Consider the following 25676-nt stretch of genomic DNA (forward strand, 5'->3'; position numbering starts at 1 on the left):
GGCGTAGGGGTGTGTGTTTGTTTTTTTCCCCCCCCCCCCCCCCCACCCCTCCCCCCCCCCCCCCCCCCCCCCCCCCCCGCTCCCACAATCAAGCCAACTGGTCGGGCGTGGTCGGCACCACCAGAATCCCCGCACGCAAACCGTTCTTGACCTTCGGGTTGGGGAAAATGATCCGAGCCCCCTCCTCCTCGACGATCCAGCGCGTACTGCTCAGGTCTTCAGCCAGCAGATAGCCCTTGGACAACTCCGAGAAGTTCTCGATATCCGCCGGCAGATGCAGGTGGAAACTGTCACTGTGCTTGATGATCTCACGAGCCACGCTAAACAGCTGCAAGCCGTCCAGCGCTTCCGGCTCCTCAGGCTCATTGCCTTCGATGATCTGCTTCAGACGGGTCTCCAGCCGCTCCAGGTTAACTTGCGCGTTCTGCCCGAAAGGACGTGCCTTGCCCAGTTCCAGGGTAAACGCTTCGGCCTCGAGGGTTTCATAGGTGTAGGCGGTAAAGGTGACCGATGCCTTGCTTTGCAGCAGCACCGCTTCCATTCCTGCCGCACGCAAGCGCGCCAGCTCTTTACGCGAATGCTGACGACCTTCCTTGAACGGATACAGGGCGAACTGCTCGATCTTCGAGCCACGAATGGCAGTGTGCAGATCGTAGTGCAACCGGGTACGTCCGGGGACACTGAAAAAGGTGGCGGCCAAACGTTCCAGCTCGCAGGCACGTAGCGCCTCGGAACCACTGGAAAGCTCATGCCGTCCGTTGAACAGGCGATTGACGTCCTGCTCGATGTAACGCTCTCCCTTGCGGATTGCATCGGGATTGCCAAACAGGAACAGAATCCGCGCCCGCGGCTTGATCTCACCGCTGGCGATGCCGTGCAACAGCTCGTCGAGCAACTCGATCGGCGCAGTTTCGTTGCCATGAATACCCGCTGACAGCAGCAGGTCCATGCCGTTGTCACGGGCCTCGGGAGGGCGCACTTCAAGTGCGCCTTCGCCAAGCCAGCGCATGCGCACGCCGTCGACAGTCAGCTGGGTCTTCTCTGCCGGTTCACGACCGGCAAGGGTCAGTTCGAGCAGTTTGCCGAGGGCGAGCATGGGCTATTCCTTAGTGATGGTGGCCGCAGTCGGGACCATGAACGTGATCATCATCGTCGCCAGCATCAGCCGGTTCCATTTCCAGCTGCAGGCTGACCAGGTTGGTGGCCAGCGGACGCAGCAGCAGGTTGGCGTATTCAGCGTCGTCTTCTTCGACGTCGACACCGATCAGCAGCTGACCACGGCCATCCTGCTGAATCCACACCTCCTTGCCTTGCCAGACCACTGCGAAGCGGGTGCAGGAAGTTTCCAGCTGGGTACCATCGTCATCTTCAAGGATCAGCTGCAGGGCGTCGGACATAGTCGAATTCTCTTTCAAGGTTGGAGTTGGAACGGATAGACCGAACCCAGTTTTAGTATCTGGGTCAGTTCATCCAGTGCCGTACGACATTCCAGCAACAACTGCGGGTCCGCCAGGTCGGATTCACTCAGGCGGTCGCGGTAGTGCTTGTCGACCCATTGGGTCAGGGTGTCGTACAGCGACGCCGTCATGATAACCCCTGGATTGACCGCTGCCAGTTCAGTTTCATTGAGTGCCACGCGCAAACGCAGGCACGCCGGGCCACCGCCGTTCTGCATGCTTTGCTTGAGGTCGAAGACCTTGACCTCGGCAACCGGTCCGCCCTGGCCGGTCAACGCCGTCAGATAGGCCCAGACCCGCTCGTTGTTGCGGCACTCTTCCGGGACGATCAGCAGCATCGAGCCGTCGGCACGGGACAGCAGCTGGCTGTTGAACAGGTACGAACGCACCGCATCCTCTACCGTAACAGCCGAGCGTGGCACACAGATCGCCTTGAAATTGCCACCCCGTTTAGCCAGTTTAGCCTGCAGTTGGCCAAGCATCGCCTCGGTCTCGAGGAAGGCGTCTTCGTGGTAGAACAGCACCTCGCCGTTGCCGACTGCAATCACATCATTGTGGAACACGCCCTGGTCGATTACCGCTGGGTTCTGCTGGGCAAAAACCACGCCCTCCTCGCTCAGGCCATGCAGACGGGCGACCGCCTGGGAAGCCTCGAGGGTCTGGCGGGCCGGGTACTTCTGCGGTGCAGGGTAGCGGTTGTCGAAGGCGCTGCGGCCATAGACGAAGAACTCCACGCCCGCCTCGCCGTAGCTGCGGCAGAAGCGTGTGTGGTTGGCCGCACCTTCATCACCGAACTGCGCCACCGCCGGCAACGCGGCGTGGTGGGCGAAGTGCTGCTGGTTGGCGAACATAGCGCCGAGCACGCGACTGGTAGTCGGGTGCTCGATGCTGCGGTGATATTTGCAGTTGAGGTTGGCGGCGGTGAAATGCACGCGCCCGTCGGCAGTGTCGGCACTCGGGCTGACCGTAGCGGCGTTGGCCACCCACATGCTCGACGCCGAGCAACTGGCGACCAGCAATGGCATCGCTTCTTTGGCGGCGCGCTGGATCACCTCGGCATCAGTGCCGGAAAAGCCCAGACGGCGCAGCGCGCCGACATCCGGACGCTCCTGCGGCGCCAGTACGCCCTGCTGGAAACCCATCTCCATCAGCGCTTTCATCTTCGCCAGGCCCTGACGCGCGGCTTCGCGCGGGTTGGAGCCCTGCTGGCTGTTGCTCTGCGAGGCAACGTTACCGTAGGACAGCCCGCCGTAGTTATGCGTCGGTCCTACCAGACCATCAAAGTTCACTTCAAACGATTTCATCGGCAAGGCTCCGTGGACCTTTTGTTATAGGGAGACGCCTGGCGTCAGCGTGGCAGGCAGGGTCAGGCTGGCGGTCTCCAGCGAGGCTACCGGGTAAGCGCAATAGTCGGCCGCGTAATAGGCACTGGCACGGTGGTTGCCGCTGGCACCCACGCCACCAAATGGCGCGCTGCTGGCAGCGCCAGTCAGTTGCTTGTTCCAGTTGACGATGCCCGCACGGCTTTGCAGCCAGAAGTACTGGTAGCGCGCATGGGAGTCGGACAGCAAGCCGGCGGCAAGACCGTACTGGGTGTTGTTGGCTTCGGCGATGGCCGCGTCGAAATCGCTGTAGCGAATGACCTGCAGCAGCGGACCGAAGAACTCTTCGTCAGGGCGCTCACTCACCGCCGTAACATCGACAATACCCGGGGTCAGCAAGGCTGCCGAAGCCTGCGGCTGGGTCATTTCCAGCAGCGAAACACCGCCATTGCTCAGCAAATGAGCCTGAGCATCGAGCAGCGCCTTGGCCGCAGCCAGGGAGATGACCGAGCCCATGAACGGTGCAGGCTGTTGATCGAAAGCACCGACAGAAATGTTCTTGCACACTTCAGCCAGGCGCTTGAGCAGCGAATCGCCCCACGCGCCCTGCGGAACCAATAGGCGGCGCGCGCAGGTGCAGCGCTGGCCGGCAGAGATGAACGCCGACTGAATGATGGTGTAGACCGCAGCGTCGAGGTCCTTGACCTGGTCAACCACCAGCGGGTTGTTGCCGCCCATTTCCAGGGCCAGGATCTTGTCCGGGCGTCCGGCGAATTGCTGGTGCAGCAGGTTGCCGGTGCGGCTGGAGCCGGTGAAGAACAAGCCGTCGATGCCCGGATTGGCCGCCAGGGCCACACCGGTTTCACGGGCGCCTTGCACCAGGTTCAATACGCCCGCTGGCAGGCCCGCTTCGATCCAGCACTTGACCGTCAGCTCGGCAACCTTGGGGGTCAGCTCGCTAGGTTTGAACACCACGGTATTACCCGCCAGCAGCGCCGGAACGATGTGACCGTTAGGCAGATGACCAGGGAAGTTGTAGGGACCGAACACCGCTACCACACCGTGAGGCTTGTGGCGCAGCACAGCGGTGGCATCAGCCAGCGGACCGCTTTTCTCACCGGTGCGCTCGCGATAGCTCTGCACCGAGATGGCGACCTTGTTGACCATGCTGGTCACTTCGGTAGCGGCTTCCCACAGCGGCTTGCCCGTCTCTTCGCCGATGCAGTGCGCCAACTCGTCAGCGTTAGCCTTGAGTGCTGCAGCAAAGGCTTCAAGCACACTGATCCGCGCTTCCAGCGACTGCAGTGCCCAGCCGGCAAAGGCCTGGCGCGCAGCCTTGACCGCGCCGTCGACTTGTTCAGCGCTAGCACCCTGGCCTTGCCAGACTACCTTCTGGCTGACCGGATCCAGCGATTGCAGTGCTTCGCCCTGCCCTGCCTGCCAGCTGCCGGCAATAAAGTGAGTCGTCATTATTTGGCCTCCCGGGCAGCAGACAGCGGCACGGCACGCACCTGGTCACCGGCGCTCAGGCGCAGGCGTTTTGCGGTCAACGGATCGACCACCAGGGTACCGGCCGCCAGGCGCGCCGGTGCTGCAGTGATGCGGCACTCTTCGCGCTTACGGTTGTGAATGATGAATGGCGTGGCGTCGTCGCCAGGGGTACCGACGGCCAGCACCAGTGCCTGACTGTCGTGCACCGCGCGGATCTTGCTGGTTTCGCATTCCACTGCCGGACCGGCGTCGAAAATATCGACGTAACCCTGGTAGCTGAAACCTTCACTCTTGAGCATCGCCAGGGCAGGCTCGGTGTCGGTATGAACGCGACCGATCACGTTGCGCGCATCCTCGGAGAGGAAACAGGTGTACAGCGGAAACTTGGGCATCAGCTCGGCGATGAACGCCTTGTTGCCGACACCGGTCAGGTAATCGGCCTGGCTGAACTCCATCTTGAAGAAGTGTCGGCCCAGGCTTTCCCAGAACGGTGAACGCCCCTGCTCATCGGACATACCGCGCATCTCGGCGATGATCTTGTTGCCGAACAGCTCGGCAAACTCGGCGATGAACAGCAACCGCGCCTTGGCCAGCAGGCGGCCGTTGAGGCCACTGCGATGGTCGCTGCGCAAGAACAACGAGCACAGCTCGGAATTGCCGGTCAGGTCGTTGGCGAGGAACAGCGTGGGGATTTCGCGGTAGATGTTCAGCTCCTGCGAGGCGCTGACGGTCAGCCCGACCCGGTAGTTATACCAGGGCTCACGCAAGCCGACGGCACCGGCAATGGCGGAAATACCGACCACCACGCCGTCGTCGTTTTCCAGCACGAACAAGTAGTCTGCGTCGCCACGCTCAGCTTCGCCACGGAAGGTCTTTTCGGCCCAGCTGACCCGGTGCGCCAGGCGCTCCTCGTTGGCCGGCAAGGTGGTCAGGCCGGTGCCGGTGCTGCGCGCCAGCTCGATCAGCGCAGGTAAATCGCTGCTGCGTACGGGACGAACGATCATGCTATCTCCTCGGGCGGCGGCCTTTGGCCTGCCGCGAAACTCCTGGGGGTGCTCGGTTATCAAACCGCAGGGATCAAACCGCAACCAGGCGCACGCTGGCGCCTTCACCGACGCCCAGGGCTTCGGCGGCTTCAAGACTCAGGGTGACCGGCTTGCCAGGCACCCAATCCAGCTCCAGCAACACCGCGCGGTAATCCTGCAGCTGGCCGTTGCAGACCAGGTACGGACGCCCACCCTTGACCACGGTGCTATCGAGCTTGACCGGTACTACACGGCTCTGGGCAATCGAACGGATGCTCGACACCCGCGCATGCAAGGTCGGACCACCGTCAAAAATATCGATGTAGTGATCGGTCTCGAAACCTTCGCGCATGAGGATGTCGAAGGTGATCTGCGCACGCGGATGCACCTGGCCCATGGCTTCTTGCGCGGCATCCGGCAGCAACGGCACGTAGATCGGGTAATGCGGCATCAGCTCGGCCAGGAAGGTCCGGCTCTTGAGACCACACAGGCGCTCGGCCTCGGCGTAATTGAGGTCGAAGAAGTTGCGCCCGATGGCATCCCAGAACGGCGAATCACCGTTCTCGTCGCTGTAACCGACAATTTCGGTCACCACTGAATCGGCGAAACGCTCCGGGTGAGCAGCCATGAACAACAGACGACCACGGGAGTTGAGCTCCGACCAGCCGGTGCCAACCAGCTCTGGCAGAACGTAGAAACTGGTCAGCAGGCTATTACCGGTCAGGTCATGGCACTGCGAAAGCACGTGGATCTTGTTGTGGATCTTCAGCTCGCGGGACGCATGCACAAAGGTCTCGTTACGGAAGCTGTAGAACGGCTCGGAATAACCCGCCGAGGCCACGATGGCCGAACAGCCGACCAGCTTGCCGGTGCTGCTGTCTTCGAGCACGAAGAAATAGCTCTCTTCACCGTTGAAGCTGACTTCGGCGGCAAACGACGTCTCTGAGGCGGCAATCTTGTCGCTCAGGCGCTCGGCATCATCCGGCAAGGACGTGACACCAATGGGGCTGTCCGCTGCCAGACGCTGTACTTCGCCTAGATCAGCCACTTGCGCGGGGCGCATCACCAGCATGGTGTCACTCCTTTCGGGAAAACAGGCCGGCCTTTGCCGGCACAGAAAAAAACAGCAGGCGCCCCGAGGCACATGCTCTGGAATTCGGATTCACCGGCCCCGAAGGGCCGGCGAAAGGACCTCAGGCGTCAATCAGGCCTGGGTCAGGGTTGCCGCAGCGCGCTCGAAACGGTCGAGACCTTCGTCGATATCGGCATCTTCGACCACCAGGCTCGGGGCGAAACGCACAACATCAGGACCGGCTTGAAGCACCATCAGGCCTTCTTTTTCGGCAGCGTTGAACACGTCCTTGGCCTTGCCCTTCCAGGCATCGGTAAGTACGCAACCGATCAGCAGGCCAACGCCACGCACCTGGCTGAACAAGCCGTACTTCTCACCGATCTGCTCCAGGCGGGCCTTGAACTTCTGGTGCTTGGCCTTGACGCCCGCCAGTACCTCAGGGGTGTTGACCACGTCGAGCACTGCGTTGGCCACGGCACAGGCCAGCGGGTTGCCGCCGTAAGTAGTGCCGTGGGTGCCGACCGTCAGGTGCTTGGCCAGGGCTTCGGTAGTCAGCATGGCGCCGATCGGGAAGCCGCCACCCAGGCTTTTGGCGCTGGAGAGGATGTCTGGAGTCACGCCGTAATGCATGTAGGCGAACAGCTCGCCGGTACGGCCAACGCCGGTCTGCACTTCGTCGAAGATCAGCAGCGCATTGTGCTTGTCGCACAGCTCGCGGGCGCCTTGCAGGTAAGCGACGTCTGCCGGAACCACACCGCTCTCGCCCTGGATCGGCTCAATGACCACGGCGCAGGTCTTGTCGGAGATCTGAGCTTTAAGCGCTTCCAGATCGTTGTACGGCACATGGCTGATGCCGGTGATCTTCGGACCGAAGCCATCGGAGTACTTCGGCTGACCACCAACGCTCACGGTGAACAGGGTACGACCGTGGAAGCTGTTAACGGTGGCAATGATTTCATGCTTTTCCGGGCCGAAACGGTCATGGGCGACACGACGGGCCAGCTTGAAGGCGGCTTCGTTGGCCTCAGCGCCGGAGTTGCAGAAGAACGCGCGCTCGGCGAAGGTCGCGTCGACCAGCTTGTGCGCCAGACGTAGGGCCGGTTCGTTGGTGAACACGTTGGACACGTGCCACAGCTTGTTGGCCTGCTCGGTCAGCGCACCCACCAATGCCGGGTGAGCATGACCCAGAACGTTTACGGCAATCCCGCCCGCGAAGTCGATCAGCTCGCGGCCCGACTGATCCCAGACTCGGGAGCCCGCACCACGAACGGGGATAAAGGCCGCCGGTGCGTAATTGGGGACCATTACCTGGTCGAAATCGGCGCGTTGCACCGGAGCTTGCTCAACGGACATCGGAGTCTCCTGAAGAGGAACGCCTGCCTGGAACTGGCGAGCGATGGGGGGATTGTAAGGACAGATTGGCGCCCGACCTTGCCGCCAAGCGACAACTTCTTATAGCGCCAAACCCTGTTTTACCAAGGCTTACGGCAATGCGACAAATAGGGTCGCAAAGGCGCAGTTTAAACGGTGTGCGGGGATGGGTGGGAGATTCTGTATGAGCGGATAGATCGCGGGGCAAGCCCGCTCCCACAGGCATCAATTACTGTGGGAGCGGGCTTGCCCCGCGATTAAAGTTCAACCGCGCTCGGCGGGTGCCGAAGACAATTCGAACGGGCTGCTGCTTCGTCGCTGATTACGGTCTTCCCGCGGCGTTGCGCCGAAGAAATTACGGTAAGCGCTGGAGAAATGCGGCCCCGAAGAGAAGCCACAGGACAAACCGATCTGGATGATCGACTTGCTGGTCTGCATCAACATCTGCCGTGCCTTGTTCAGGCGCAGCTCCAGGTAATACTGACTCGGCACCCGGTTCAGGTACTGCTTGAAGATCCGCTCCAGCTGACGCCGTGAAACGCACACATGCTGGGCAATCTCGTCGGTGGTCAGCGGCTCTTCGATATTGGCTTCCATCAGCAGCACCGCCTGGGTCAGTTTCGGATGACTCGACCCCAAGCGATTCTGCAGCGGAATACGCTGACGCTCACCGCCCTCGCGAATCCGCTCGACCACCAACTCTTCGGAGACCGCTCCGGCAAGCTCGGCGCCATGATCGCGGGCCAACACCGCCAGCAACAAATCAATCACCGACATCCCGCCACAGGCAGTCAGGCGATCACGGTCCCAGTCGAACAGGTGACTGGTGGCAATGACCTTGGGGAAGCGCTCGGCAAAATCATCCTGCCAACGCCAGTGCACCGCCGCACGATAGCCGTCGAGCAAGCCCAGTTGCGCCAACGGATAAACACCTGCTGACAACCCACCGACAACACAACCGGCGCGAGCCAACTGCTTGAGTGTACTGGCCAGCCCCGAGGCCACCGCCTGAGGCGGCTCGTCAGCCAGCAAAAACAGCTTCTGGCAACCTTCCAGGCGCCCGGCCCAGGGCTCGCCCGGCAAGCGCCAGGCACCTTCAGCGGCAGGTTCGGCCTGCAGGAACGACAATTCGTAGACCACCTCTGGATGCACCCGCTGGGCAACCCGCAACACCTCTTCGGCCAGCGCCAGGGTCAGGGCCTTGGTGCTGGGCCAGATGAGAAAACCGATTCGCTGGGTGGTCATTGAGTGCGGTCCGAAACCTGAGAGAGGTCAAGAAGATAGAGCCCGGCCAGGCTGCGATGAATTCGCAGCATGACCCATTTTGGTGCGCAACGGCAATCTTACTTCAAGCTGCCCGACAGGAACTGCTGAAGACGCTCGGATTGCGGATTGACCAGCACCTCGCGCGGGTTGCCGCTCTCCTCCACCAGACCCTTGTGCAGGAATACCAACTGGTTCGACACCTCACGGGCAAAGCCCATTTCGTGGGTCACCACAACCATGGTCCGGCCTTCCTGGGCCAGTGCCTGCATGACCTTGAGCACATCGCCGACCAACTCGGGGTCAAGTGCCGAGGTCGGTTCGTCGAACAGCATGACTTCCGGCTCCATAGCCAGCGCACGGGCAATCGCCACACGCTGCTGCTCACCGCCGGACATATGCCCAGGGTAGGCATCCTTGCGATGCGCAACACCCACCTTGGCCAGGTAATGCTCGGCTTTTTCCAGCGCGTCTTTCTTCGACATACCCAGCACGTGAACTGGCGCTTCGATGATGTTTTCCAGCGCCGTCATGTGCGACCACAGGTTGAAGTGCTGGAACACCATCGACAGACGCGAGCGCATGCGCTGCAGCTGCTTGGGATCGGCAGCCTTGAGCGCGCCGTCCTTGTTCGCCACCAGCTTGAGCTCTTCGTTATTGAGCAGGATCTTGCCCGCATGCGGCTGCTCAAGCAGGTTGATACAGCGCAGGAAAGTACTTTTCCCCGAGCCGCTGGAACCGATGATGCTGATCACGTCGCCTGCCTTGGCCGCCAGGGACACACCCTTGAGCACTTCGTGACTGCCGTAGCGTTTATGCAGATCTTGGATTTCGAGTTTGTACATGCTGTCGATTCTCACAAAGCAGTCAGTCTTGAGCTAACGCTCAGGGCGAAAAAGTTGGCGCAGGTCTCAGTGCTTGCGCGGCGCCAGGTAGCCGAGCCAGCGGCGCTCAGCCAGCTTGAACAAGCGCACCAGAATGAAGGTCAGGCACAGGTAGAACACGCCGGCGGTGATGTAAGCCTCGAACGGCAGGTAGTACTGGGCGTTGACCGTGCGCGCCGCGCCAGTGATGTCGATCAGGGTCACGATCGACGCCAGACTGGTGGTCTGCAGCATCATGATCACTTCGTTGCTGTACTGCGGCAGCGCCCGGCGCAGGGCCGAAGGCAACAGGATGCGGCGGTACATCTTGACCCGCGACATGCCCATGGCCTTGGCGGCTTCGATCTCGCCGTGTGGCGTGGCCTTGAGGCTACCGGCAATGATTTCTGCAGTGTAGGCGCTGGTGTTGATGGCGAAGGCCAGGCAGGCGCAGAAGGTCGCACTCGACAGCCACGGCCAGAGGAAACTTTCGCGTACGGCTTCGAACTGAGCCAGACCGTAGTAGATCAGGAACAGCTGCACCAGCATCGGCGTGCCGCGGATCACGTAGGTGTAGAGCCAGGCGGTCATGTTCACCAGTGGCTGCTTGGACACCCGCATCAACCCCAGCGGGATTGCGGCGAGCAAACCGAACAGCAGCGACAGCGCCAACAGCTTGAGGGTGGTCAGCAAACCGCCCAGGTACAGCGGCAGCGCTTCCCAGATGACGTTGTAGTCGAAAATCATAGTTCAGCCGCCTTTACGCCAACCGAGTAGCGCTTCTCGAGATAACGCAGGGCCAGCAGCGAGACACTGGTGATCACCAGGTACAGGGCCGCGACCGCCAGGAAGAAGGTGAAAGGTTCGCGGGTGGCATCCGCCGCCTGCTTGGCCTTGAACATCATGTCCTGCAGGCCGACCACCGAAATCAGTGCCGTGGCCTTGGTCAGAACCAGCCAGTTGTTGGTAAAGCCTGGAATCGCCAGGCGAATCATCTGCGGTACCATGACCCGGAAGAACACCTGCAGGCTGCTCATGCCATAGGCCATGCCGGCCTCGGCCTGACCCTTGGGAATCGCCATGAAGGCACCGCGGAAGGTTTCCGAAAGATAGGCGCCAAAAATGAAGCCCAGGGTACCGATACCCGCCATCAGCGGATTGAGGTCGATGTAATCGTCATAACCGAGCAGCGGCGCTACGCGATTGAGCAGGTCCTGACCACCGTAGAAAATCAGCAGGATCAGTACCAGATCGGGGATCCCGCGGATCACCGTGGAATACAGGTCACCCAGCCAGGCCAGCCAGCGCACTGGCGACAGGCGCAGGGCCACACCGATAAGGCCGAGTACAATGGCCAGGGCCATGGACGACAAGGCAAGCTGCAGCGTAAGCCACACGCCGTCGAGGATAACTGCCCCGTAGCCTTTCAACATGATGAGGTCCTCGACCTTAGGGATGAAAAAATGGTGCAAACCTCAGAGTCTCTGCTGCTTGCACCATTGAACAGGTGAAACGTCGACGATTTACTTGGCTTCAGGGCCGTAAATGTCGAAGTTGAAGTACTTGTCCTGAATCTGCTTGTACTTGCCGTTGGCGCGGATGGCCGCGATGGCAGCATTGATGCGATCCAGGTTGGCTTTGTCGCCCTTGCGCACGGCAATGCCGACGCCATCACCGAAGTACTTCACGTCAGTGAAGGATGGACCGACGAAGGCGTAGCCCTTGCCAGCGTCAGTCTTGAGGAAGCCGTCTTCAAGCAGCGTAGCATCGGCCACGGTGCCATCCAGGCGACCGGCTGCGACGTCCAGGTAGATTTCGTTCTGGGTGCCGTAAGGAACGATGGTGGCGCCTTGTGGAGCCAGGACTTCCTTGGCGAAGCGGTCATGGATCGAACCACGCTGCACACCGATTTTCTTGCCCTTGAGCTCGGTCAGGCTGTCGCTGACGGTAGTGCCTTCCTTCATCACCAGACGTGCCGGGGTCAGGTAGTACTTGCCGGTGAAGTCCACGGACTTCTTGCGATCTTCAGTGATCGACATGGACGAGAGAATGGCGTCGATCTTGCGCACTTTCAGTGCCGGGATCAGGCCGTCGAACTCTTGCTCGACCCAGGTACACTTGACCTTCATCTCTTCGCACAGGGCGTTGCCGATGTCGTAGTCGAAGCCAACGATGCTGCCGTCTGGCGCTTTCGAGGCGAACGGTGGGTAAGCGGCCTCGATACCGATTTTCAGCGGTTTCTCATCAGCCAGCGATGCCAGGGAAAACACGGACAGCGCCAGTGCGCCAAGCAGTGCGAGTTTCTTCATCTGGAACTCCATCGGTAAAGGGCAATACAAGGCAGCACGTAGTGAATGCCTGATATGCGAATGGGTACAACGCGAGCTGCGCGGGGTCGACGAAGGTCGAACGCCACGAGCGAGTGATCGGCATTTTAACGACAGCTCCGAAGCCGATATTTCCTCAATGCGACAACTAGTTATAGAAGCGCAGAAACGCGGGGGCGGAGATATTGACAGCTTTCGCAGAATATGCAAAAGCAAAAGACAAATAACCAATCAATGAAGCAATAAGCGGGCCTATTATTGGCAAAGCCTTCTAATCCGGCAAGCGCAGCGTTTCAGCAAGCTGCAATCGATGGCGAAAACGCCCGAAAACCGCGCGCAAGCGTTTCCCTACGCCCCGTTACTGAGCATTTGTGGTGACAGATTGGTTACCGAAGATTATCGAAGTAACAGAAAACACAAAGCCCCTCTGACAGAGCCAGGCGGGGCTTGTTGTTGCGAGACCTAATCGCGGGGCAAGCCCGCTCCCACAGCACTCGGTGGGAGCGGGCTTGCCCCACAATGGTTTTCGGCTGACACCCTGCTCATATCCTTGTGAGTATCGATCAAGTGCTGAACCACACTCGGATCGGCCAGGGTCGAGATATCACCCAGAGCGTCGTACTCGGCCGTGGCAATCTTGCGCAGGATACGGCGCATGATCTTGCCCGAACGGGTTTTCGGCAGGCCTGGCGCCCACTGAATGACATCCGGCGAGGCAATCGGGCCGATCTCTTTGCGCACCCAGTTCTTCAGCTCCAGGCGCAAGGCTTCGTTCGGCTCCTCGCCACCATTGAGGGTGACGTAGACATAGATGCCCTGCCCCTTGATGTCATGCGGCACACCGACCACTGCAGCCTCGGCCACTTTCGGGTGGGCAACCATGGCGCTTTCGATCTCAGCGGTACCCATGCGGTGACCCGACACGTTAAGCACGTCATCGACGCGGCCAGTGATCCAGTAGTAACCGTCCTCGTCGCGACGCGCACCGTCACCGGTGAAATACATGCCACGGAAAGTCTTGAAGTAGGTATCGACGAAGCGATCGTGATCGCCATACAGCGAACGCGACTGACCCGGCCAGGAATCGAGAATCACCAGGTTACCTTCGGCGGCGCCGTCAATCAGGTTGCCCAGGTTATCCACCAGCGCCGGCACCACACCGAAGAACGGACGGGTCGCCGAACCCGGCTTGAGCGCGGTAGCGCCTGGCAGCGGACTGATCAGCACACCACCGGTTTCAGTCTGCCACCAGGTATCGACGATCGGGCAGCGCTCTTTGCCAACGGTCTGGTAGTACCAGTTCCAGGCTTCCGGGTTGATCGGCTCACCCACCGAACCGAGCAGACGCAGACTGGAGCCATCAGCCCCGGCAACAGCGGCCTGACCTTCAGCCATCATCGCGCGGATGGCGGTTGGCGCGGTATAGAGGATATTGACCTTGTGCTTGTCGATGATCTTCGACACACGGGTGATGTCCGGATAGTTCGGCACACCTTCAAACAACACCGTGGTCGCGCCATTGGCCAGCGGCCCGTAGACGATGTAGCTGTGACCGGTCACCCAGCCGACGTCGGCGGTGCACCAGTAAACCTCACCCGGACGGTAGTCGAACACCCGCTCATGGGTCAGGGCGGCGTACACCATGTAGCCACCGGTGGTGTGCAGCACACCCTTGGGCTTACCGGTGGAGCCGGAGGTATAGAGGATGAACAGCGCTTCTTCGGCACCCATCTCTTTCGGTGCACAGTGGCTGGAAGCGACCTTCATCAGGTCTTCGTACCAGATGTCACGATGCTGGTGCCAGGCAATGTCGCCACCGGTGCGCTTGCACACGATGATCTTCTGCACGCTGGCAGTTTCCGGGTTGGTCAGGGCCAGGTCGACATTGGCCTTGAGCGGCGTGCGACGGCCACCACGCAGGCCTTCGTCGGCAGTAATCACCACCTTCGATTTGCAGTCGATGATACGACCGGCCAGCGCTTCAGGAGAGAAGCCACCAAAGACTACCGAGTGGATCGCACCGATTCGGGCACAGGCCAGCATCGCGACCACAGCCTCGGGAATCATCGGCATGTAGATGGTGACCACATCACCACGATGCACGTCCTGGCCACGCAGGGCGTTGGCGAATTTGCACACCTGCTCGTGCAGCTCGCGGTAGGTAATGTTGCGGTGCTCGGAAGGGTCGTCGCCCTCCCAGATGATTGCGACCTGGTCGCCACGCTCGGCAAGGTGGCGGTCCAGGCAGTTGTAGGAGACGTTCAGAGTGCCGTCGGCAAACCATTTGATATCGACATGGTGATCGTCGAAAGAGGTCTGTTTGACCTTGGTGAAGGGCTTGATCCAGTCCAGGCGCTGAGCCTGCTCACGCCAGAAGCCGTCCGGGTTGATAACCGACTGCTGGTACATGGCCTTGTAGGTCGCCTCGTCAGTCAGCGTGTTGGCCGCAACCTCGGGACGAACGGGATACAGGGGAGCCGCACTCATCTTTATCTACCTCGGTGTAATAGTTGTTTTTGTATGACCTCGTTGTAACTGTACCAGACCACGCTGGCCATTCGACGTTGGTAGTAACGCCCAAGCCTTTTGCACCCGTGCAATTGACCGCAGGCCCAAGACCGGGCATCGGCGCCTGAAAAAATAAAACCCGTAGATGTCAAACAGATGATTGTTACAGTTTTTGCCAACAGTGTTTATCAAAACGCCATCTGTTTAACCCGCCCTGCCACCCCTAAAATCCACCTCGCCAGCAACGGCATCGCGATTAACTTCTTGTTACAGCCCCCACGAAGGCCGTTAATCCCGAGATAACTGTGATAGTTGAACTTTAGTTGTACACGCGGCGCCACAAGCGCTGCGTGCCCCCTTACGACCTTAGACAGGTAAAATGAAAATGAAAGCTTTACTGGTATTGGCACTTGGCAGTCTTTGCAGCGCGGCGATGGCCGACGAAGTTGCAAACGGTGGCGCCGAGCAGATTCCGGTTGAACAGTACAGTTACTCGCAGCACCTGGACATCGCCAAAGTCATTTCCATGAGCGAAGTCCCGAACGTCTGCGAAGTGGTCCCGGCGCGCATGACCTACGAGGACTCGCAGGGCCAGAGACATATTCTCGAGTACCGTGTGATGGGCAACGGTTGCTCCAACGGATAATCCGAAGATTACCGCTCGCTGCGCCTCGTTCATTGCGGACCGAGGCGCGCGGTTCAAACTACCTATATTCAACTGCTGCCCGCTATAAATCCCCGCCGACAACTTTCCATTAGTTCAATCCACCGATTTGCCAACACCATGCTCGCGTAACTTGTTGGCGATGGTGGTATGTGAAACACCGAGTCGCTTACCCAGCGCCCGACTGCTCGGAAACTCACTCATCAATTGTTCCAGCACCGCTTTTTCAAACCGCCCGACAATCTCCCCCAGATCACCATCAAGGGAGAACTCGCCCAATGGCTGGCGTGCACCGTAGTCCGGCAGTCGAATGTGCTCGCTTTTGACCACCCCGCCGTCACACAGCGATACCGCCTGAAACAACACGTTCTCCAGCTGCCGCACGTTACCTGGCCAGTGATACTGACTGAGGCGCTCCATGGCCGCCGGGGCCAGGCGCGGCAACGGGCAGCCGATCTGCCGACTGGCCTGATCGAGAAAGTGCTCGACCAGCGGCGGCAGACCGTCCAGGCATTCACGCAATGGCGGGATGTGCAGTGAAAGCACGTTCAGGCGATGGTAGAGATCCTGGCGGAACTCACCCCGGGCGCAAAGCTCCGACAGGTCAACCTGGGTGGCACAGATAACCCGTACATCCAGATACACCTCCTCGTCACTGCCCACCCGCCGGAAGCAACCGTCCTGCAAAAAGCGCAACAATTTGACCTGCAAACGCGGGCTCATTTCACCCACACCATCGAGAAACAGCGTGCCCCCGGCGGTCAGCTCCAACAGCCCCAGCTTGCCTTCGGCACGCGCCCCTTCGAATGCGCCCGGGCCATAGCCAAACAACTCGGTCTCGGCCATCGATTCAGGTAGCCCGGCACAGTTGAGCGCCATCAACGGTGCCTGGCCACGCGGACTGGCCAGGTGACAGGCACGCGCCAGCAGCTCCTTGCCAGTACCGGTTTCGCCTTCAATCAGCAGCGGTGCGTCCAGCGGTGCCATGCGCCGCGCCTCGCGCACTACGGCAGCCATCACTCGCGAACTCTGGAAAATGCTGTCGAAGCCACGCAGCTCCTGCTTGCGCACGTTATAGATACGCTCACCGATGCGGTCGGCGCGATGCAGGGTCAGTACCGCACCCGCTAAAGCCTCGCTGTCGTCGTGCTCGGACTGCAGCGGCGCGATGTCGGCCAGGAACACATCACCCTTGACCTTGACCCGCAGGCCGTTGATCCGCGACTTGTTCGCTCGCACCAGCTCCGGCAGGTCAAAGTCTTCGGCATAGCGCGACAACGGAATACCCGGGACTTCGTCCACCCTCACCCCGAGCAACTGCGCCGCCGCCCGGTTGGCTGCCACGATAGAGCCGCCCATGTCGATCGACAGCACCGGGAAATCCAGGGCGCCGAGCAGCGCATTGAGTTCCATATGCCGCCGCTCGCTCGGCATCAGGCCCACGCGCTTGACCCCGAACACTCCGGCAATCGACTCGAACTTGGGCCGCAGAGCCTGGAACTGCAGATTGATCAGGTTAGGACAGTGCAGGTAGATGGCATTGCCATGCTCGCCGCCGACCTCGCCACGGGCGACGTTGATGCCGTATTCCACCAGCAGGTTGAGGATGTCGCGCAGAATGCCGATGCGGTTCTGGCAATGCACTTTGATACGCATGAAGTGTCCTACTTATAGGTCTGGAACCAACCCCGACGGCCGCCAGGCTGGCAGTTTTTTACCAACCCGGAAGAATTTTCGTAAAGATTACGTGACAAAACAACGATTACCGAGGCAAAACACCCCTCGACTTTTCGGCCTCTTGTCAAAATCGTAAAATAATCGTTACAGAAAACACCTCGTTTAGCCAGTCCTACAGGCGACCGCACCGATGCAAAGTGCAGCACCACGGGTTATCTCTTAAGCAACGGCTTGATCACATAACAAGAACGGCCCTCAGCAGGAGAGCAGTATGAAACAGACGCAATACGTGGCTCGCGAGCCCGATGCGCAAGGGTTTATCGACTACCCGCAGGAAGAACACGCGGTGTGGAACACCCTGATTACCCGCCAACTGAAAGTGATCGAGGGCCGCGCGTGCCAGGAATACCTGGACGGCATCGAACAACTGGGCCTGCCGCACGACCGCATCCCGCAGTTGGGTGAAATCAACAAAGTGCTGGGCGCCACCACCGGCTGGCAAGTCGCCCGCGTGCCTGCGCTGATCCCTTTCCAGACCTTTTTTGAACTGCTGGCCAGCAAGCGCTTTCCGGTGGCGACTTTCATTCGTACCGAAGAAGAGCTCGACTACCTGCAAGAACCGGATATTTTCCACGAGATCTTTGGTCACTGCCCATTGCTGACCAACCCCTGGTTCGCCGAATTCACCCATACCTATGGCAAGCTCGGCCTGCAGGCAACCAAGGAAGAGCGCGTTTACCTCGCCCGCCTGTACTGGATGACCATCGAGTTCGGCCTGGTCGATACCCCGCAAGGTCGCAAGATCTATGGCGGCGGCATCCTTTCTTCACCGAAAGAAACCGTTTACAGCCTGTCCGACGCGCCTGAGCATCAGGCCTTCGACCCAATGGAAGCCATGCGCACGCCGTACCGCATCGACATCCTGCAACCGCTGTACTTTGCCCTGCCGAACCTCAAACGCCTGTTCGACCTGGCCCACGAAGACATCATGGGCATGGTCCACAGCGCGATGAAGATGGGCCTGCACGCCCCGAAATTTCCACCTAAGGTTGCTGCCTGAGCAACCTTGCAAACCAATAACAAACCACTTGCGGAAAACCTTATGAACGCCTTGAACCAAGCCCACTGCGAAGCCTGCCGTGCCGATGCTCCACAGGTCAGCGATGAAGAACTGCCGGTACTGATCAAGCAGATCCCGGATTGGAACATCGAAGTCCGTGACGGCATCATGCAGCTGGAAAAAGTCTTCCTGTTCAAGAATTTCAAACACGCCCTGGCCTTTACCAATGCCGTTGGCGAAATCTCTGAAGCCGAAGGCCATCACCCAGGCCTGCTGACCGAGTGGGGCAAAGTCACCGTGACCTGGTGGAGCCACTCGATCAAAGGCCTGCACCGCAACGACTTCATCATGGCCGCGCGTACTGACGAGGTCGCCAAAACCGCCGAAGGCCGCAAGTAATGCACTTCAGCGCGATTGAGCGCGTACCCGGTGATCCGATTCTGGGGCTGATGGAGGCTTACGCCAACGACAGCAACCCGCACAAGTTCGACCTGGGTGTTGGCGTGTTCAAGGACGCCCAGGGCCTGACGCCGATTCCCGCAGCAGTCAAACTCGCCGAACAGCGCCTGCTCGAGCAACAGTCGAGCAAAAGCTATGTAGGCGGGCATGGCGATGCCGACTTCGGCCGCCTGATCAGCGAGCTGGTGCTGGGCAGCGCCTCGGCACTGCTGGCCAGCAAGCGTGCCGGTGCCACCCAGACCCCGGGCGGCACCGGCGCCCTGCGCCTTGCAGCGGAGTTCATCGAGCATTGCCTGCCGGGCCGCGGCATCTGGCTCAGCGACCCGACCTGGCCGATCCATGAAACCATCTTCGCCGGCGCCGGCCTCAAGGTCAGCCACTACCCTTACGTAGGGGCGGATAACCGCCTCAATGTGAGCGCGATGCTGGCCGCCCTGGAAGCCGCTCCGAAAGGCGACGTGGTGCTACTGCATGCCTGCTGCCACAACCCGACCGGCTTCGACCTGTCCCAGGATGACTGGCGCGCGGTACTGGAAGTGGTTCGTCGCCGCGAGTTGCTGCCGCTGATCGACTTCGCCTATCAAGGCTTTGGCGATGGTCTGGAAGAAGACGCCTGGGCGGTACGACTGTTTGCCGCCGAGCTGCCTGAACTGCTGATCACCAGCTCCTGTTCGAAAAACTTCGGCCTCTACCGCGATCGCACCGGCGCCCTGCTGGTGTGCAGTCATGATGCCGAGAAGCTGCTGGATGTTCGCAGTCAACTGGCATGGCTGGCGCGTAACCTGTGGTCGACGCCACCGGATCATGGCGCTGCGGTAGTCGCGCAGATTCTCGGTGATGCGGCGCTCAAGCAGCGCTGGATCGAAGAAGTCGAGGCCATGCGCCAGCGCATTGCCGAGCTGCGCGTGGGGCTGGTCGAAGCGCTGGCACCGCACGGCCTGAGCGAACGCTTTGCCCACATTGCCGCACAACGCGGGATGTTCTCCTACACCGGCTTGTCGCCGGAGCAGGTCAAGCAACTGCGTGAGCGGCACAGCGTGTACATGGTCGGCACCGGCCGGGCGAACATCGCTGGCGCCGATGCGGCACGCCTCAAGGCACTGGCTGCAGCTATCGCTGACGTCTGTCGCTGAAAACATCGCGGGGCAAGCCCGCTCCCACAGGCTGTCAAACAATCCTGTGGGAGCGGGCATGCCCCGCGACAGCCATTAAGCAGGAAAATTCATACTGTCATTCAGACTCCTGTATCCTGCACGAGCTTTTTACAAGCCATGCGCGCCTTGCGCAGCCTTTCCACACACTTGCGAGGAACGACGAGATGCATGAAATCCCGAATCTTCCCTTCCCAAGCCTGAACCCAGAAGAGCAGACACCTGCCACTCACAGCGCCGAACCAGCCCAGGCTGATCATGACGGCGACGAAACTTCCAGCGCCGACCAGGAATAACCGCGCAATAGCCAGACTGTGTGAAAACGGCTGATGCAGGGACTACCCCGTCAACGCGTTTTCACACCGTCAAGAATCCCCCGCCAAAACGCCTCATACCTCAAAAATCGACCTTGCCGCGTCCGGCCTTGATCGACCCACGCTTGCTCTTGGTGTCCAGCCGTCGGGTTTTCGACCCTAATGTCGGCCGTGTCGGGCGTCGCGCCTTCTCGACTTTGACCGCCGCCACAATCAGTTCCCGCAAGCGCTCCAGCGCATCGGCACGGTTCTGCTCCTGAGTGCGGTACTGCTGAGCCTTGATGATGATCACCCCGTCACGGGTAATACGACTGTCGCGTAATGCCAGCAAGCGCTCTTTGTAGAATGGCGGCAAGGATGAGGCCTGAGTATCGAAACGCAGGTGCATGGCACTGGAGACCTTGTTGACGTTCTGCCCACCGGCGCCCTGGGCGCGGATAGCCGTCAGCTCGATTTCCTGGTCGGGGATGTGCACGGAATTGGAAATGATCAACATGGGTCACAGGCCTGATAAGGCCATGAGGATACCGCAAAAACAAAAAGCCCAGTGGGAGCGAGCTTGCCTCGCGATGTGATGTGGCAGAAACCACTATCGCGGGGCAAGCCCGCTCCCACCGGGCTTGTGCATTACTCAGATCTTACTTGGCCGCAGGATTGGCTTGGGACATACGGGCCTGACGATTGTTCTTCAGGCCGTAGCAGGCAAACATCACCACCAGCCACACCGGAATCGCGTACACCGACACCTGGATGCCTGGAATCTGCAGCATGATGCCCAGAATCAGCACCACGAAGGCCAGGACGATGTAGTTGCCGTAGGGGTACCACAGCGCTTTGAACAGCGGCTTCTGGCCAGTCTTGTCCATGTGCTGGCGGAACTTCAGGTGCGAGTAGCTGATCATCGCCCAGTTGATCACCAGGGCCGCTACCACCAGCGACATCAGCAGCTCCAGAGCATGCTGCGGAATGAAGTAGTTGAGCAGCACAGCCACCAGGGTCACCGCCGCCGATGCCAGGATCGAACGTACCGGTACACCGCGCTTGTCGATCTTCGCCAGGCCCGCCGGGGCATCGCCCTGCTCGGCCATACCGTAGAGCATGCGGGCGTTGCAGTAGGTACCGCTGTTGTATACCGACAGCGCCGCAGTCAGGACCACGAAGTTGAGGATGTGCGCAGCAACATCGCTACCCAGCAACGAGAACACCTGCACGAACGGGCTGGCGCCATAGGTGCCACCGGAGGCATCGAGGCTGGCGACCAGGCTGTCCCACGGGGTCAGCGACAGCAGCACCACCAGGGCGCCGATGTAGAAAATCAGGATACGGTAGATCACCTGGTTGATCGCTTTCGGGATCACGGTTTTCGGCTTGTCGGCTTCTGCTGCGGTGAAACCGAGCATCTCCAGACCGCCGAAGGAGAACATGATGATCGCCAGGGCCATGACCAGGCCGCTCACCCCGTTCGGGAAGAAGCCACCGTGCTCCCACAGGTTGCTCACCGAAGCCTGAGGACCGCCGCTACCGCTGACCAGCATGTAGCTGCCCAGGGCAATCATGCCGACGATGGCCAGGACCTTGATGATCGCGAACCAGAACTCGGCCTCGCCAAACACTTTGACGTTGGCCAGGTTGATCACGTTGATCAGGATGAAGAAGGCAGCTGCCGAGGCCCAGGTCGGGATCTCTGGCCACCAGTAATGCACATACTTGCCAACGGCGGTCAGTTCCGACATGCCGACCAGGATGTACAGCACCCAGCAGTTCCAACCCGACAGGAAGCCGGCGAAACCACCCCAGTATTTGTGCGCGAAGTGGCTGAACGAACCGGCCACCGGCTCTTCGACGATCATCTCGCCGAGCTGGCGCATGATCATGAAGGCGATGAAGCCGCAGATCGCGTAGCCGAGAATCATCGACGGGCCCGCCGATTTCATTACCCCGGCCGATCCCAGAAACAGCCCGGTACCAATTGCACCGCCCAGGGCAATCAACTGGATATGGCGATTTTTCAGGCCGCGTTTCAGCTCGCCTGAAGGCGTGTTTGGTCCACTCATGAACGAAGTCACCTGCTTGTTTTTATCTGTGACGGAATCGGACCCACCGCGCTCGTGGCGCAGCGGAATTAACAAGGTGGTTGCCTTGAAGATCTTGGACAACTGCTGCCCGTCCAGGGCAAAAGCCGTGGGCAAATCAGCCGGGTGTCAGCAAGAGTGCGCGGTACGCATTGGGGTCACAGGTAAAACGCGGCGCATTGTATACCCCTGTAGACGCGCAGGGGTCAACACGTTGCGTGCTTGTCTGATGACAAAACGCACCGTTCCTGAGGAAAGGATGAAGCCTGGGGAGGTAATCGGCGTACATGGCGCCTCCATTTGTTCTTATTGAATGCCTGGCTCTCCGGCCTGGCTTTGCACACGGCAATGCGCACATATCACCGCCCCCAGGGCCTGCGAGCAAGCGCTTGACGTGCGCGTAAGCACCACAGGGCCGGGGTTTTCGGCAAGTTCTGTTTACAGCGCGGGTAACGCATGGAAACCCCAGTGCATACCGGGCAGTTTTGTAACGATTTATTTACAAGACGGTTTAAAAACTTTCCACGGCTTACAGGCACTTCCGTAAGACAATGTTTTTTCAGACAAAAAAAAGCCAACCCGAAGGTTGGCTTTTTTCAATCGGTGGGAGCGGGGGGGGGGGGAGGATGAAACGGGCGAGAGGGCGCGCCGGCCAGGGGGGACAATGAGCGGTTTTATGTCGCCATATTTCCCTCCTCCCCCCCCCCCCCCTCTCTCCCCCCCCCCCCCCCCCCGCTCCTACAGGTTACGGGCGAGGCTTGTTGCGGGTGCTGCCTGGACGCTTGGGCGCCGGCTTGCCGCGCTTGTTCATATCGCTCGGACGCTCGGCCACGGTGCTGCGGCCACGGCCCGCATCCTTGCGCGGCGCTTCGCCACGCGGTTGACGGGCCGGACGCTCAGCTTCACCAACGCGCGGCTGACGGGCTGGACGCTCAGCCTCACCACCACGCGGTTGACGCGCTGGACGCTCGGCTGGTGCAGCCGCACCGTCCTGTGCCGGACGCAGGGTACGCACGCGTTCACCACGACCCAGCGGACGGGTGGATTTGCGCTGCAGGCGTTCCATTTTGTCCTTGGACTTGTGGTTCAGGGTTGGCATCGATACCGGCGTCAGCCCCACTTCGGCGGCCAGGATGTCGACTTCCTGCTGACTCATTTCGCGCCAGCGGCCCATCGGCAGGTCGGAGTTGAGGAACACCGGACCAAAACGCACGCGCTTCAGGCGGCTGACCACCAGACCCTGGGATTCCCACAGACGACGCACTTCACGGTTGCGACCTTCCATCACCACGCAGTGGTACCAGTGGTTGAAGCCTTCACCGCCAGGCGCTTCCTGGATATCGGTGAAACGCGCCGGGCCGTCTTCGAGCACAACGCCAGCCTTGAGGCGGGCAATCATGTCTTCGTCGACTTCACCACGTACCCGTACCGCGTATTCACGGTCCATTTCGTAGGAAGGGTGCATCAGGCGGTTGGCCAGCTCACCGTCAGTGGTGAACATCAGCAGGCCAGTGGTGTTGATGTCCAGACGACCGATGTTGATCCAGCGGCCTTCTTTCGGCCGTGGCAGGCGGTCGAACACGGTCGGACGGCCTTCCGGGTCGTCGCGGGTGCAGATCTCGCCATCGGGTTTGTTGTACATGATCACCCGGCGCACGGTCTCGGCAGACTCTTCACGCTTGATCAGGCGACCATCGACGGAAATCGCATCGTGCAGATCGACGCGCTGACCCAAGGTGGCATTCACACCGTTGACCTTGATCCGGCCTTGGCTGATCCAGGCCTCGACGTCACGACGCGAGCCTACGCCGATACGCGCGAGAACTTTTTGCAATTTCTCGCCCGATGGCGGCAATGGCTGGGTTTCTTGCAGGTCTTTGTCACTCATGCTGGGCACCTCCCGGTGTAAGTATTGAAAGCTGATTCGGCGAACAAGCGCCAAAAAGGTCGCGAATCATACGCCGATCGCGGCTCAAGCGCACCTGAGACTAGCTGATATTCTTCGCCGTGGCGGTTAATTCTGCCCGAAGGCCGCTGCTTACTGCCTTGGTGTCTCGGGCTCCGGATCAAGGGCCTCGGCATCTTCAGCCGCGGGCTCTTCCTCCAGCAGATCGTCAAAGTCGGTCTTGAGCCCCTCCTCCATGGAGTCGAGCTCGACCAACAGGCTGCGGAAGCTGGTTTCTTCCTTGGGCTCTTGCGGCTCGGCGCTTTCGTCGGCAAGGGCCTGCAGATGGGCTGGCACCGGCGCGTCATCCAGCTCCAGAACCGGTTCTAGCTCCATTTCACGCAGGTCGGCCAGGGCTGGCAGGTCATCGAGGTTCTTCAGGTTGAAGTGGTCGAGGAAGGCCTTGGTGGTGGCGAACATCGCCGGTTTGCCTGGTACTTCACGGTAGCCAACGATTCGAATCCACTCGCGTTCGAGCAGGGTCTTGACGATATTGGTGTTGACCGCCACGCCACGTACATCTTCGATTTCGCCACGGGTGATGGGTTGCCGGTAGGCGATCAGGGCCATGGTTTCCAGCAGCGCACGGGAATAACGCTGCGGCCGTTCTTCCCACAAACGACCAACCCAGGGGGCGTAATCTTCACGGATTTGCAGGCGATAACCCGAAGCGACCTCCTTGAGTTCGAAAGCGCGGCCATTGCACGACTTGCGCAACACCTCCAGGGCTTTCTTGAACACGGCGGGTTCAGGACGCTCGGCTTCTTCGAAAAGCTCGAACAGGCGCTCCAGCGATTGCGGTTTTCCCGAGGCCAGCAAAAAGGCTTCAAGCAGGGGCGCCAGGTCGCGCGGTTCATTCAGGTTCATGGCGTTGCTCGTGGTCACTCGGCCCGGGCGCGGACGTGGATCGGCGCAAAGGGTTCATTTTGCACCAGTTCGATCAAGGATTCCTTCACCAGTTCAAGAATGGCCATGAAGGTCACCACCACCCCCAACTTACCTTCCTCGGCAGTGAACAGTTCGACGAACGGTAAAAAGCCGCCGCCCTTGAGGCGTTCCAGCACTTCGCTCATGCGCTCGCGGGTCGATAACGCCTCACGGCTGATCTGGTGACTTTCGAACAGATCGCCGCGGCGCAGCACCTCGGCCATCGACATCAGCAGTTCTTCCAGGCTGACTTCCGGTAACAGCTTGCGCGCCTTGGCCTGCGGCGCATCCAGGCGCGGCACGATGATTTCGCGACCGACCCGGCTGAGGCCGTCAATGCCCTCGGCCGCCGCCTTGAAGCGCTCGTATTCCTGCAGGCGGCGAATCAGTTCGGCGCGCGGATCGCCCTCCTCTTCCTCGATCTCGGCCGAACGCGGCAGGAGCATGCGCGACTTGATCTCGGCCAGCATCGCCGCCATCACCAGGTACTCGGCGGCAAGCTCAAGGCGCACGGTCTTCATCAGCTCGACATAGCCCATGTACTGGCGCGTGATCTCCGCCACCGGGATATCGAGAATGTCGACGTTCTGCTTGCGGATCAGGTAGAGCAGCAGGTCAAGCGGGCCTTCGAAGGCCTCGAGGAACACTTCCAGGGCGTCCGGTGGAATGTACAGGTCCACCGGCATTTCGGTCATGGCTTCGCCATAG

The 25676-nt window shown here is 60.3% G+C and carries 22 protein-coding genes and 2 pseudogenes; 5 read left to right on the forward strand and 19 right to left on the reverse strand.

Annotated elements, in window-relative coordinates:
* Positions 1 to 88 precede the first annotated feature (88 nt).
* From astE to acs, 13 genes and pseudogenes are all read right to left on the reverse strand, one after another.
* A complete protein-coding gene (gene astE / locus ACO6VD_RS13785) occupies positions 89 to 1096 on the reverse strand; it encodes a succinylglutamate desuccinylase (RefSeq protein WP_422419795.1) in 1008 nt (335 codons plus the stop codon).
* A 10-nt stretch (positions 1097 to 1106) separates the two neighbouring features.
* Positions 1107 to 1397, reverse strand: coding sequence for a topoisomerase II (locus ACO6VD_RS13790; RefSeq protein WP_028944689.1), 291 nt, complete (start codon positions 1395 to 1397; stop codon positions 1107 to 1109).
* A gap of 14 nt (positions 1398 to 1411) precedes the next feature.
* On the reverse strand, positions 1412 to 2761 hold the full coding sequence (astB, locus tag ACO6VD_RS13795) for an N-succinylarginine dihydrolase (RefSeq protein WP_422419797.1): 1350 nt from the start codon (positions 2759 to 2761) through the stop codon (positions 1412 to 1414).
* A 24-nt stretch (positions 2762 to 2785) separates the two neighbouring features.
* Positions 2786 to 4252 carry a succinylglutamate-semialdehyde dehydrogenase gene (astD, locus tag ACO6VD_RS13800; RefSeq protein ID WP_422419833.1) on the reverse strand — a complete coding sequence of 489 codons (1467 nt, stop codon included), beginning with the start codon at positions 4250 to 4252 and terminating at the stop codon, positions 2786 to 2788.
* Positions 4249 to 5274 (reverse strand): arginine N-succinyltransferase, encoded by a 1026-nt coding sequence (gene astA, locus ACO6VD_RS13805; RefSeq protein ID WP_422419798.1) that lies wholly within the window; start codon positions 5272 to 5274, stop codon positions 4249 to 4251. The genes astD and astA overlap by 4 nt, the downstream gene beginning before the upstream one ends.
* Before the next feature lie 73 nt (positions 5275 to 5347).
* Entirely contained in the window at positions 5348 to 6367 is a 1020-nt protein-coding gene (gene aruF / locus ACO6VD_RS13810; protein WP_422419799.1) for an arginine/ornithine succinyltransferase subunit alpha, read from the reverse strand.
* Between the two features lie 132 nt (positions 6368 to 6499).
* Entirely contained in the window at positions 6500 to 7720 is a 1221-nt protein-coding gene (locus tag ACO6VD_RS13815; RefSeq protein ID WP_422419800.1) for an aspartate aminotransferase family protein, read from the reverse strand.
* Positions 7721 to 8002: 282 nt separating this feature from the next.
* On the reverse strand, positions 8003 to 8983 hold the full coding sequence (argR, locus tag ACO6VD_RS13820) for a transcriptional regulator ArgR (protein ID WP_400172096.1): 981 nt from the start codon (positions 8981 to 8983) through the stop codon (positions 8003 to 8005).
* A 98-nt stretch (positions 8984 to 9081) separates the two neighbouring features.
* Complete coding sequence (locus ACO6VD_RS13825; RefSeq protein WP_045189755.1) at positions 9082 to 9846, reverse strand: ABC transporter ATP-binding protein; 765 nt, start codon at positions 9844 to 9846, stop codon at positions 9082 to 9084.
* 66 nt (positions 9847 to 9912) lie between these two features.
* Positions 9913 to 10611 carry an ABC transporter permease gene (locus ACO6VD_RS13830; protein WP_038613479.1) on the reverse strand — a complete coding sequence of 233 codons (699 nt, stop codon included), beginning with the start codon at positions 10609 to 10611 and terminating at the stop codon, positions 9913 to 9915.
* On the reverse strand, positions 10608 to 11297 hold the full coding sequence (locus tag ACO6VD_RS13835) for an ABC transporter permease (protein WP_038613481.1): 690 nt from the start codon (positions 11295 to 11297) through the stop codon (positions 10608 to 10610). The genes ACO6VD_RS13830 and ACO6VD_RS13835 overlap by 4 nt, the downstream gene beginning before the upstream one ends.
* A gap of 90 nt (positions 11298 to 11387) precedes the next feature.
* Positions 11388 to 12173, reverse strand: a complete 786-nt coding sequence (locus ACO6VD_RS13840; protein WP_422419804.1) for an ABC transporter substrate-binding protein — start codon at positions 12171 to 12173, stop codon at positions 11388 to 11390.
* Positions 12174 to 12734: 561 nt separating this feature from the next.
* Positions 12735 to 14678, reverse strand: a pseudogene (acs, locus tag ACO6VD_RS13845) (acetate--CoA ligase); the annotation flags it as partial.
* Between the two features lie 406 nt (positions 14679 to 15084).
* On the opposite strand from acs, the gene ACO6VD_RS13850 reads away from it, so the two are divergent.
* On the forward strand, positions 15085 to 15345 hold the full coding sequence (locus tag ACO6VD_RS13850; protein WP_422419806.1) for a DUF2790 domain-containing protein: 261 nt from the start codon (positions 15085 to 15087) through the stop codon (positions 15343 to 15345).
* A gap of 114 nt (positions 15346 to 15459) precedes the next feature.
* Here ACO6VD_RS13850 and ACO6VD_RS13855 read toward each other — a convergent pair whose 3' ends face one another.
* Positions 15460 to 17019, reverse strand: coding sequence for a sigma-54-dependent transcriptional regulator (locus ACO6VD_RS13855; protein ID WP_422419807.1), 1560 nt, complete (start codon positions 17017 to 17019; stop codon positions 15460 to 15462).
* 292 nt (positions 17020 to 17311) lie between these two features.
* Here ACO6VD_RS13855 and phhA point away from each other — a divergent pair, with 292 nt between their 5' ends.
* From phhA to ACO6VD_RS13875, 4 genes are all read left to right on the forward strand, one after another.
* On the forward strand, positions 17312 to 18100 hold the full coding sequence (gene phhA / locus ACO6VD_RS13860; RefSeq protein WP_422419808.1) for a phenylalanine 4-monooxygenase: 789 nt from the start codon (positions 17312 to 17314) through the stop codon (positions 18098 to 18100).
* A 42-nt stretch (positions 18101 to 18142) separates the two neighbouring features.
* Entirely contained in the window at positions 18143 to 18499 is a 357-nt protein-coding gene (locus ACO6VD_RS13865) for a 4a-hydroxytetrahydrobiopterin dehydratase (protein WP_038613492.1), read from the forward strand.
* On the forward strand, positions 18499 to 19692 hold the full coding sequence (locus ACO6VD_RS13870) for an amino acid aminotransferase (RefSeq protein WP_422419810.1): 1194 nt from the start codon (positions 18499 to 18501) through the stop codon (positions 19690 to 19692). The genes ACO6VD_RS13865 and ACO6VD_RS13870 overlap by 1 nt, the downstream gene beginning before the upstream one ends.
* Positions 19693 to 19877: 185 nt before the next feature.
* Positions 19878 to 20006 carry a hypothetical protein gene (locus tag ACO6VD_RS13875; protein ID WP_256584467.1) on the forward strand — a complete coding sequence of 43 codons (129 nt, stop codon included), beginning with the start codon at positions 19878 to 19880 and terminating at the stop codon, positions 20004 to 20006.
* Positions 20007 to 20106: 100 nt separating this feature from the next.
* Here ACO6VD_RS13875 and arfB read toward each other — a convergent pair whose 3' ends face one another.
* From arfB to ACO6VD_RS13900, 5 genes and pseudogenes are all read right to left on the reverse strand, one after another.
* Positions 20107 to 20520: an alternative ribosome rescue aminoacyl-tRNA hydrolase ArfB gene (arfB, locus tag ACO6VD_RS13880; protein ID WP_422419812.1), complete on the reverse strand. Its 414-nt coding sequence runs from the start codon at positions 20518 to 20520 to the stop codon at positions 20107 to 20109.
* Between the two features lie 142 nt (positions 20521 to 20662).
* On the reverse strand, positions 20663 to 22078 hold the full coding sequence (locus ACO6VD_RS13885; RefSeq protein WP_422419814.1) for an amino acid permease: 1416 nt from the start codon (positions 22076 to 22078) through the stop codon (positions 20663 to 20665).
* 763 nt (positions 22079 to 22841) lie between these two features.
* A complete protein-coding gene (gene rluB, locus ACO6VD_RS13890) occupies positions 22842 to 23984 on the reverse strand; it encodes a 23S rRNA pseudouridine(2605) synthase RluB (RefSeq protein WP_422419815.1) in 1143 nt (380 codons plus the stop codon).
* Positions 23985 to 24149: 165 nt separating this feature from the next.
* Positions 24150 to 24908 (reverse strand): annotated as a pseudogene (gene scpB, locus ACO6VD_RS13895) (SMC-Scp complex subunit ScpB); the annotation flags it as partial.
* A 14-nt stretch (positions 24909 to 24922) separates the two neighbouring features.
* Positions 24923 to 25621 (reverse strand): segregation and condensation protein A, encoded by a 699-nt coding sequence (locus tag ACO6VD_RS13900; protein ID WP_422419834.1) that lies wholly within the window; start codon positions 25619 to 25621, stop codon positions 24923 to 24925.
* Positions 25622 to 25676 lie beyond the last annotated feature (55 nt).

It is taken from the genome of Pseudomonas sp. GZD-222 (assembly GCF_049310525.1).
Lineage (GTDB): Bacteria > Pseudomonadota > Gammaproteobacteria > Pseudomonadales > Pseudomonadaceae > Aquipseudomonas.

Bases quoted from the DNA above. Each gene is read 5' to 3' on its own strand.
- ACO6VD_RS13815 (WP_422419800.1), bottom strand. From the start codon at position 7,720: ATGTCCGTTGAGCAAGCTCCGGTGCAACGCGCCGATTTCGACCAGGTA.
- rluB (WP_422419815.1), bottom strand. From the start codon at position 23,984: ATGAGTGACAAAGACCTGCAAGAAACCCAGCCATTGCCGCCATCGGGC.
- ACO6VD_RS13835 (WP_038613481.1), bottom strand. From the start codon at position 11,297: ATGTTGAAAGGCTACGGGGCAGTTATCCTCGACGGCGTGTGGCTTACG.
- phhA (WP_422419808.1), top strand. From the start codon at position 17,312: ATGAAACAGACGCAATACGTGGCTCGCGAGCCCGATGCGCAAGGGTTT.
- ACO6VD_RS13855 (WP_422419807.1), bottom strand. From the start codon at position 17,019: ATGCGTATCAAAGTGCATTGCCAGAACCGCATCGGCATTCTGCGCGAC.
- astA (WP_422419798.1), bottom strand. From the start codon at position 5,274: ATGATCGTTCGTCCCGTACGCAGCAGCGATTTACCTGCGCTGATCGAG.
- ACO6VD_RS13865 (WP_038613492.1), top strand. From the start codon at position 18,143: ATGAACGCCTTGAACCAAGCCCACTGCGAAGCCTGCCGTGCCGATGCT.
- ACO6VD_RS13870 (WP_422419810.1), top strand. From the start codon at position 18,499: ATGCACTTCAGCGCGATTGAGCGCGTACCCGGTGATCCGATTCTGGGG.
- ACO6VD_RS13850 (WP_422419806.1), top strand. From the start codon at position 15,085: ATGAAAGCTTTACTGGTATTGGCACTTGGCAGTCTTTGCAGCGCGGCG.
- ACO6VD_RS13790 (WP_028944689.1), bottom strand. From the start codon at position 1,397: ATGTCCGACGCCCTGCAGCTGATCCTTGAAGATGACGATGGTACCCAG.
- ACO6VD_RS13830 (WP_038613479.1), bottom strand. From the start codon at position 10,611: ATGATTTTCGACTACAACGTCATCTGGGAAGCGCTGCCGCTGTACCTG.
- argR (WP_400172096.1), bottom strand. From the start codon at position 8,983: ATGACCACCCAGCGAATCGGTTTTCTCATCTGGCCCAGCACCAAGGCC.
- ACO6VD_RS13885 (WP_422419814.1), bottom strand. From the start codon at position 22,078: ATGAGTGGACCAAACACGCCTTCAGGCGAGCTGAAACGCGGCCTGAAA.
- astE (WP_422419795.1), bottom strand. From the start codon at position 1,096: ATGCTCGCCCTCGGCAAACTGCTCGAACTGACCCTTGCCGGTCGTGAA.
- ACO6VD_RS13840 (WP_422419804.1), bottom strand. From the start codon at position 12,173: ATGAAGAAACTCGCACTGCTTGGCGCACTGGCGCTGTCCGTGTTTTCC.
- aruF (WP_422419799.1), bottom strand. From the start codon at position 6,367: ATGCTGGTGATGCGCCCCGCGCAAGTGGCTGATCTAGGCGAAGTACAG.
- ACO6VD_RS13825 (WP_045189755.1), bottom strand. From the start codon at position 9,846: ATGTACAAACTCGAAATCCAAGATCTGCATAAACGCTACGGCAGTCAC.
- astB (WP_422419797.1), bottom strand. From the start codon at position 2,761: ATGAAATCGTTTGAAGTGAACTTTGATGGTCTGGTAGGACCGACGCAT.
- ACO6VD_RS13875 (WP_256584467.1), top strand. From the start codon at position 19,878: ATGCATGAAATCCCGAATCTTCCCTTCCCAAGCCTGAACCCAGAAGAG.
- arfB (WP_422419812.1), bottom strand. From the start codon at position 20,520: ATGTTGATCATTTCCAATTCCGTGCACATCCCCGACCAGGAAATCGAG.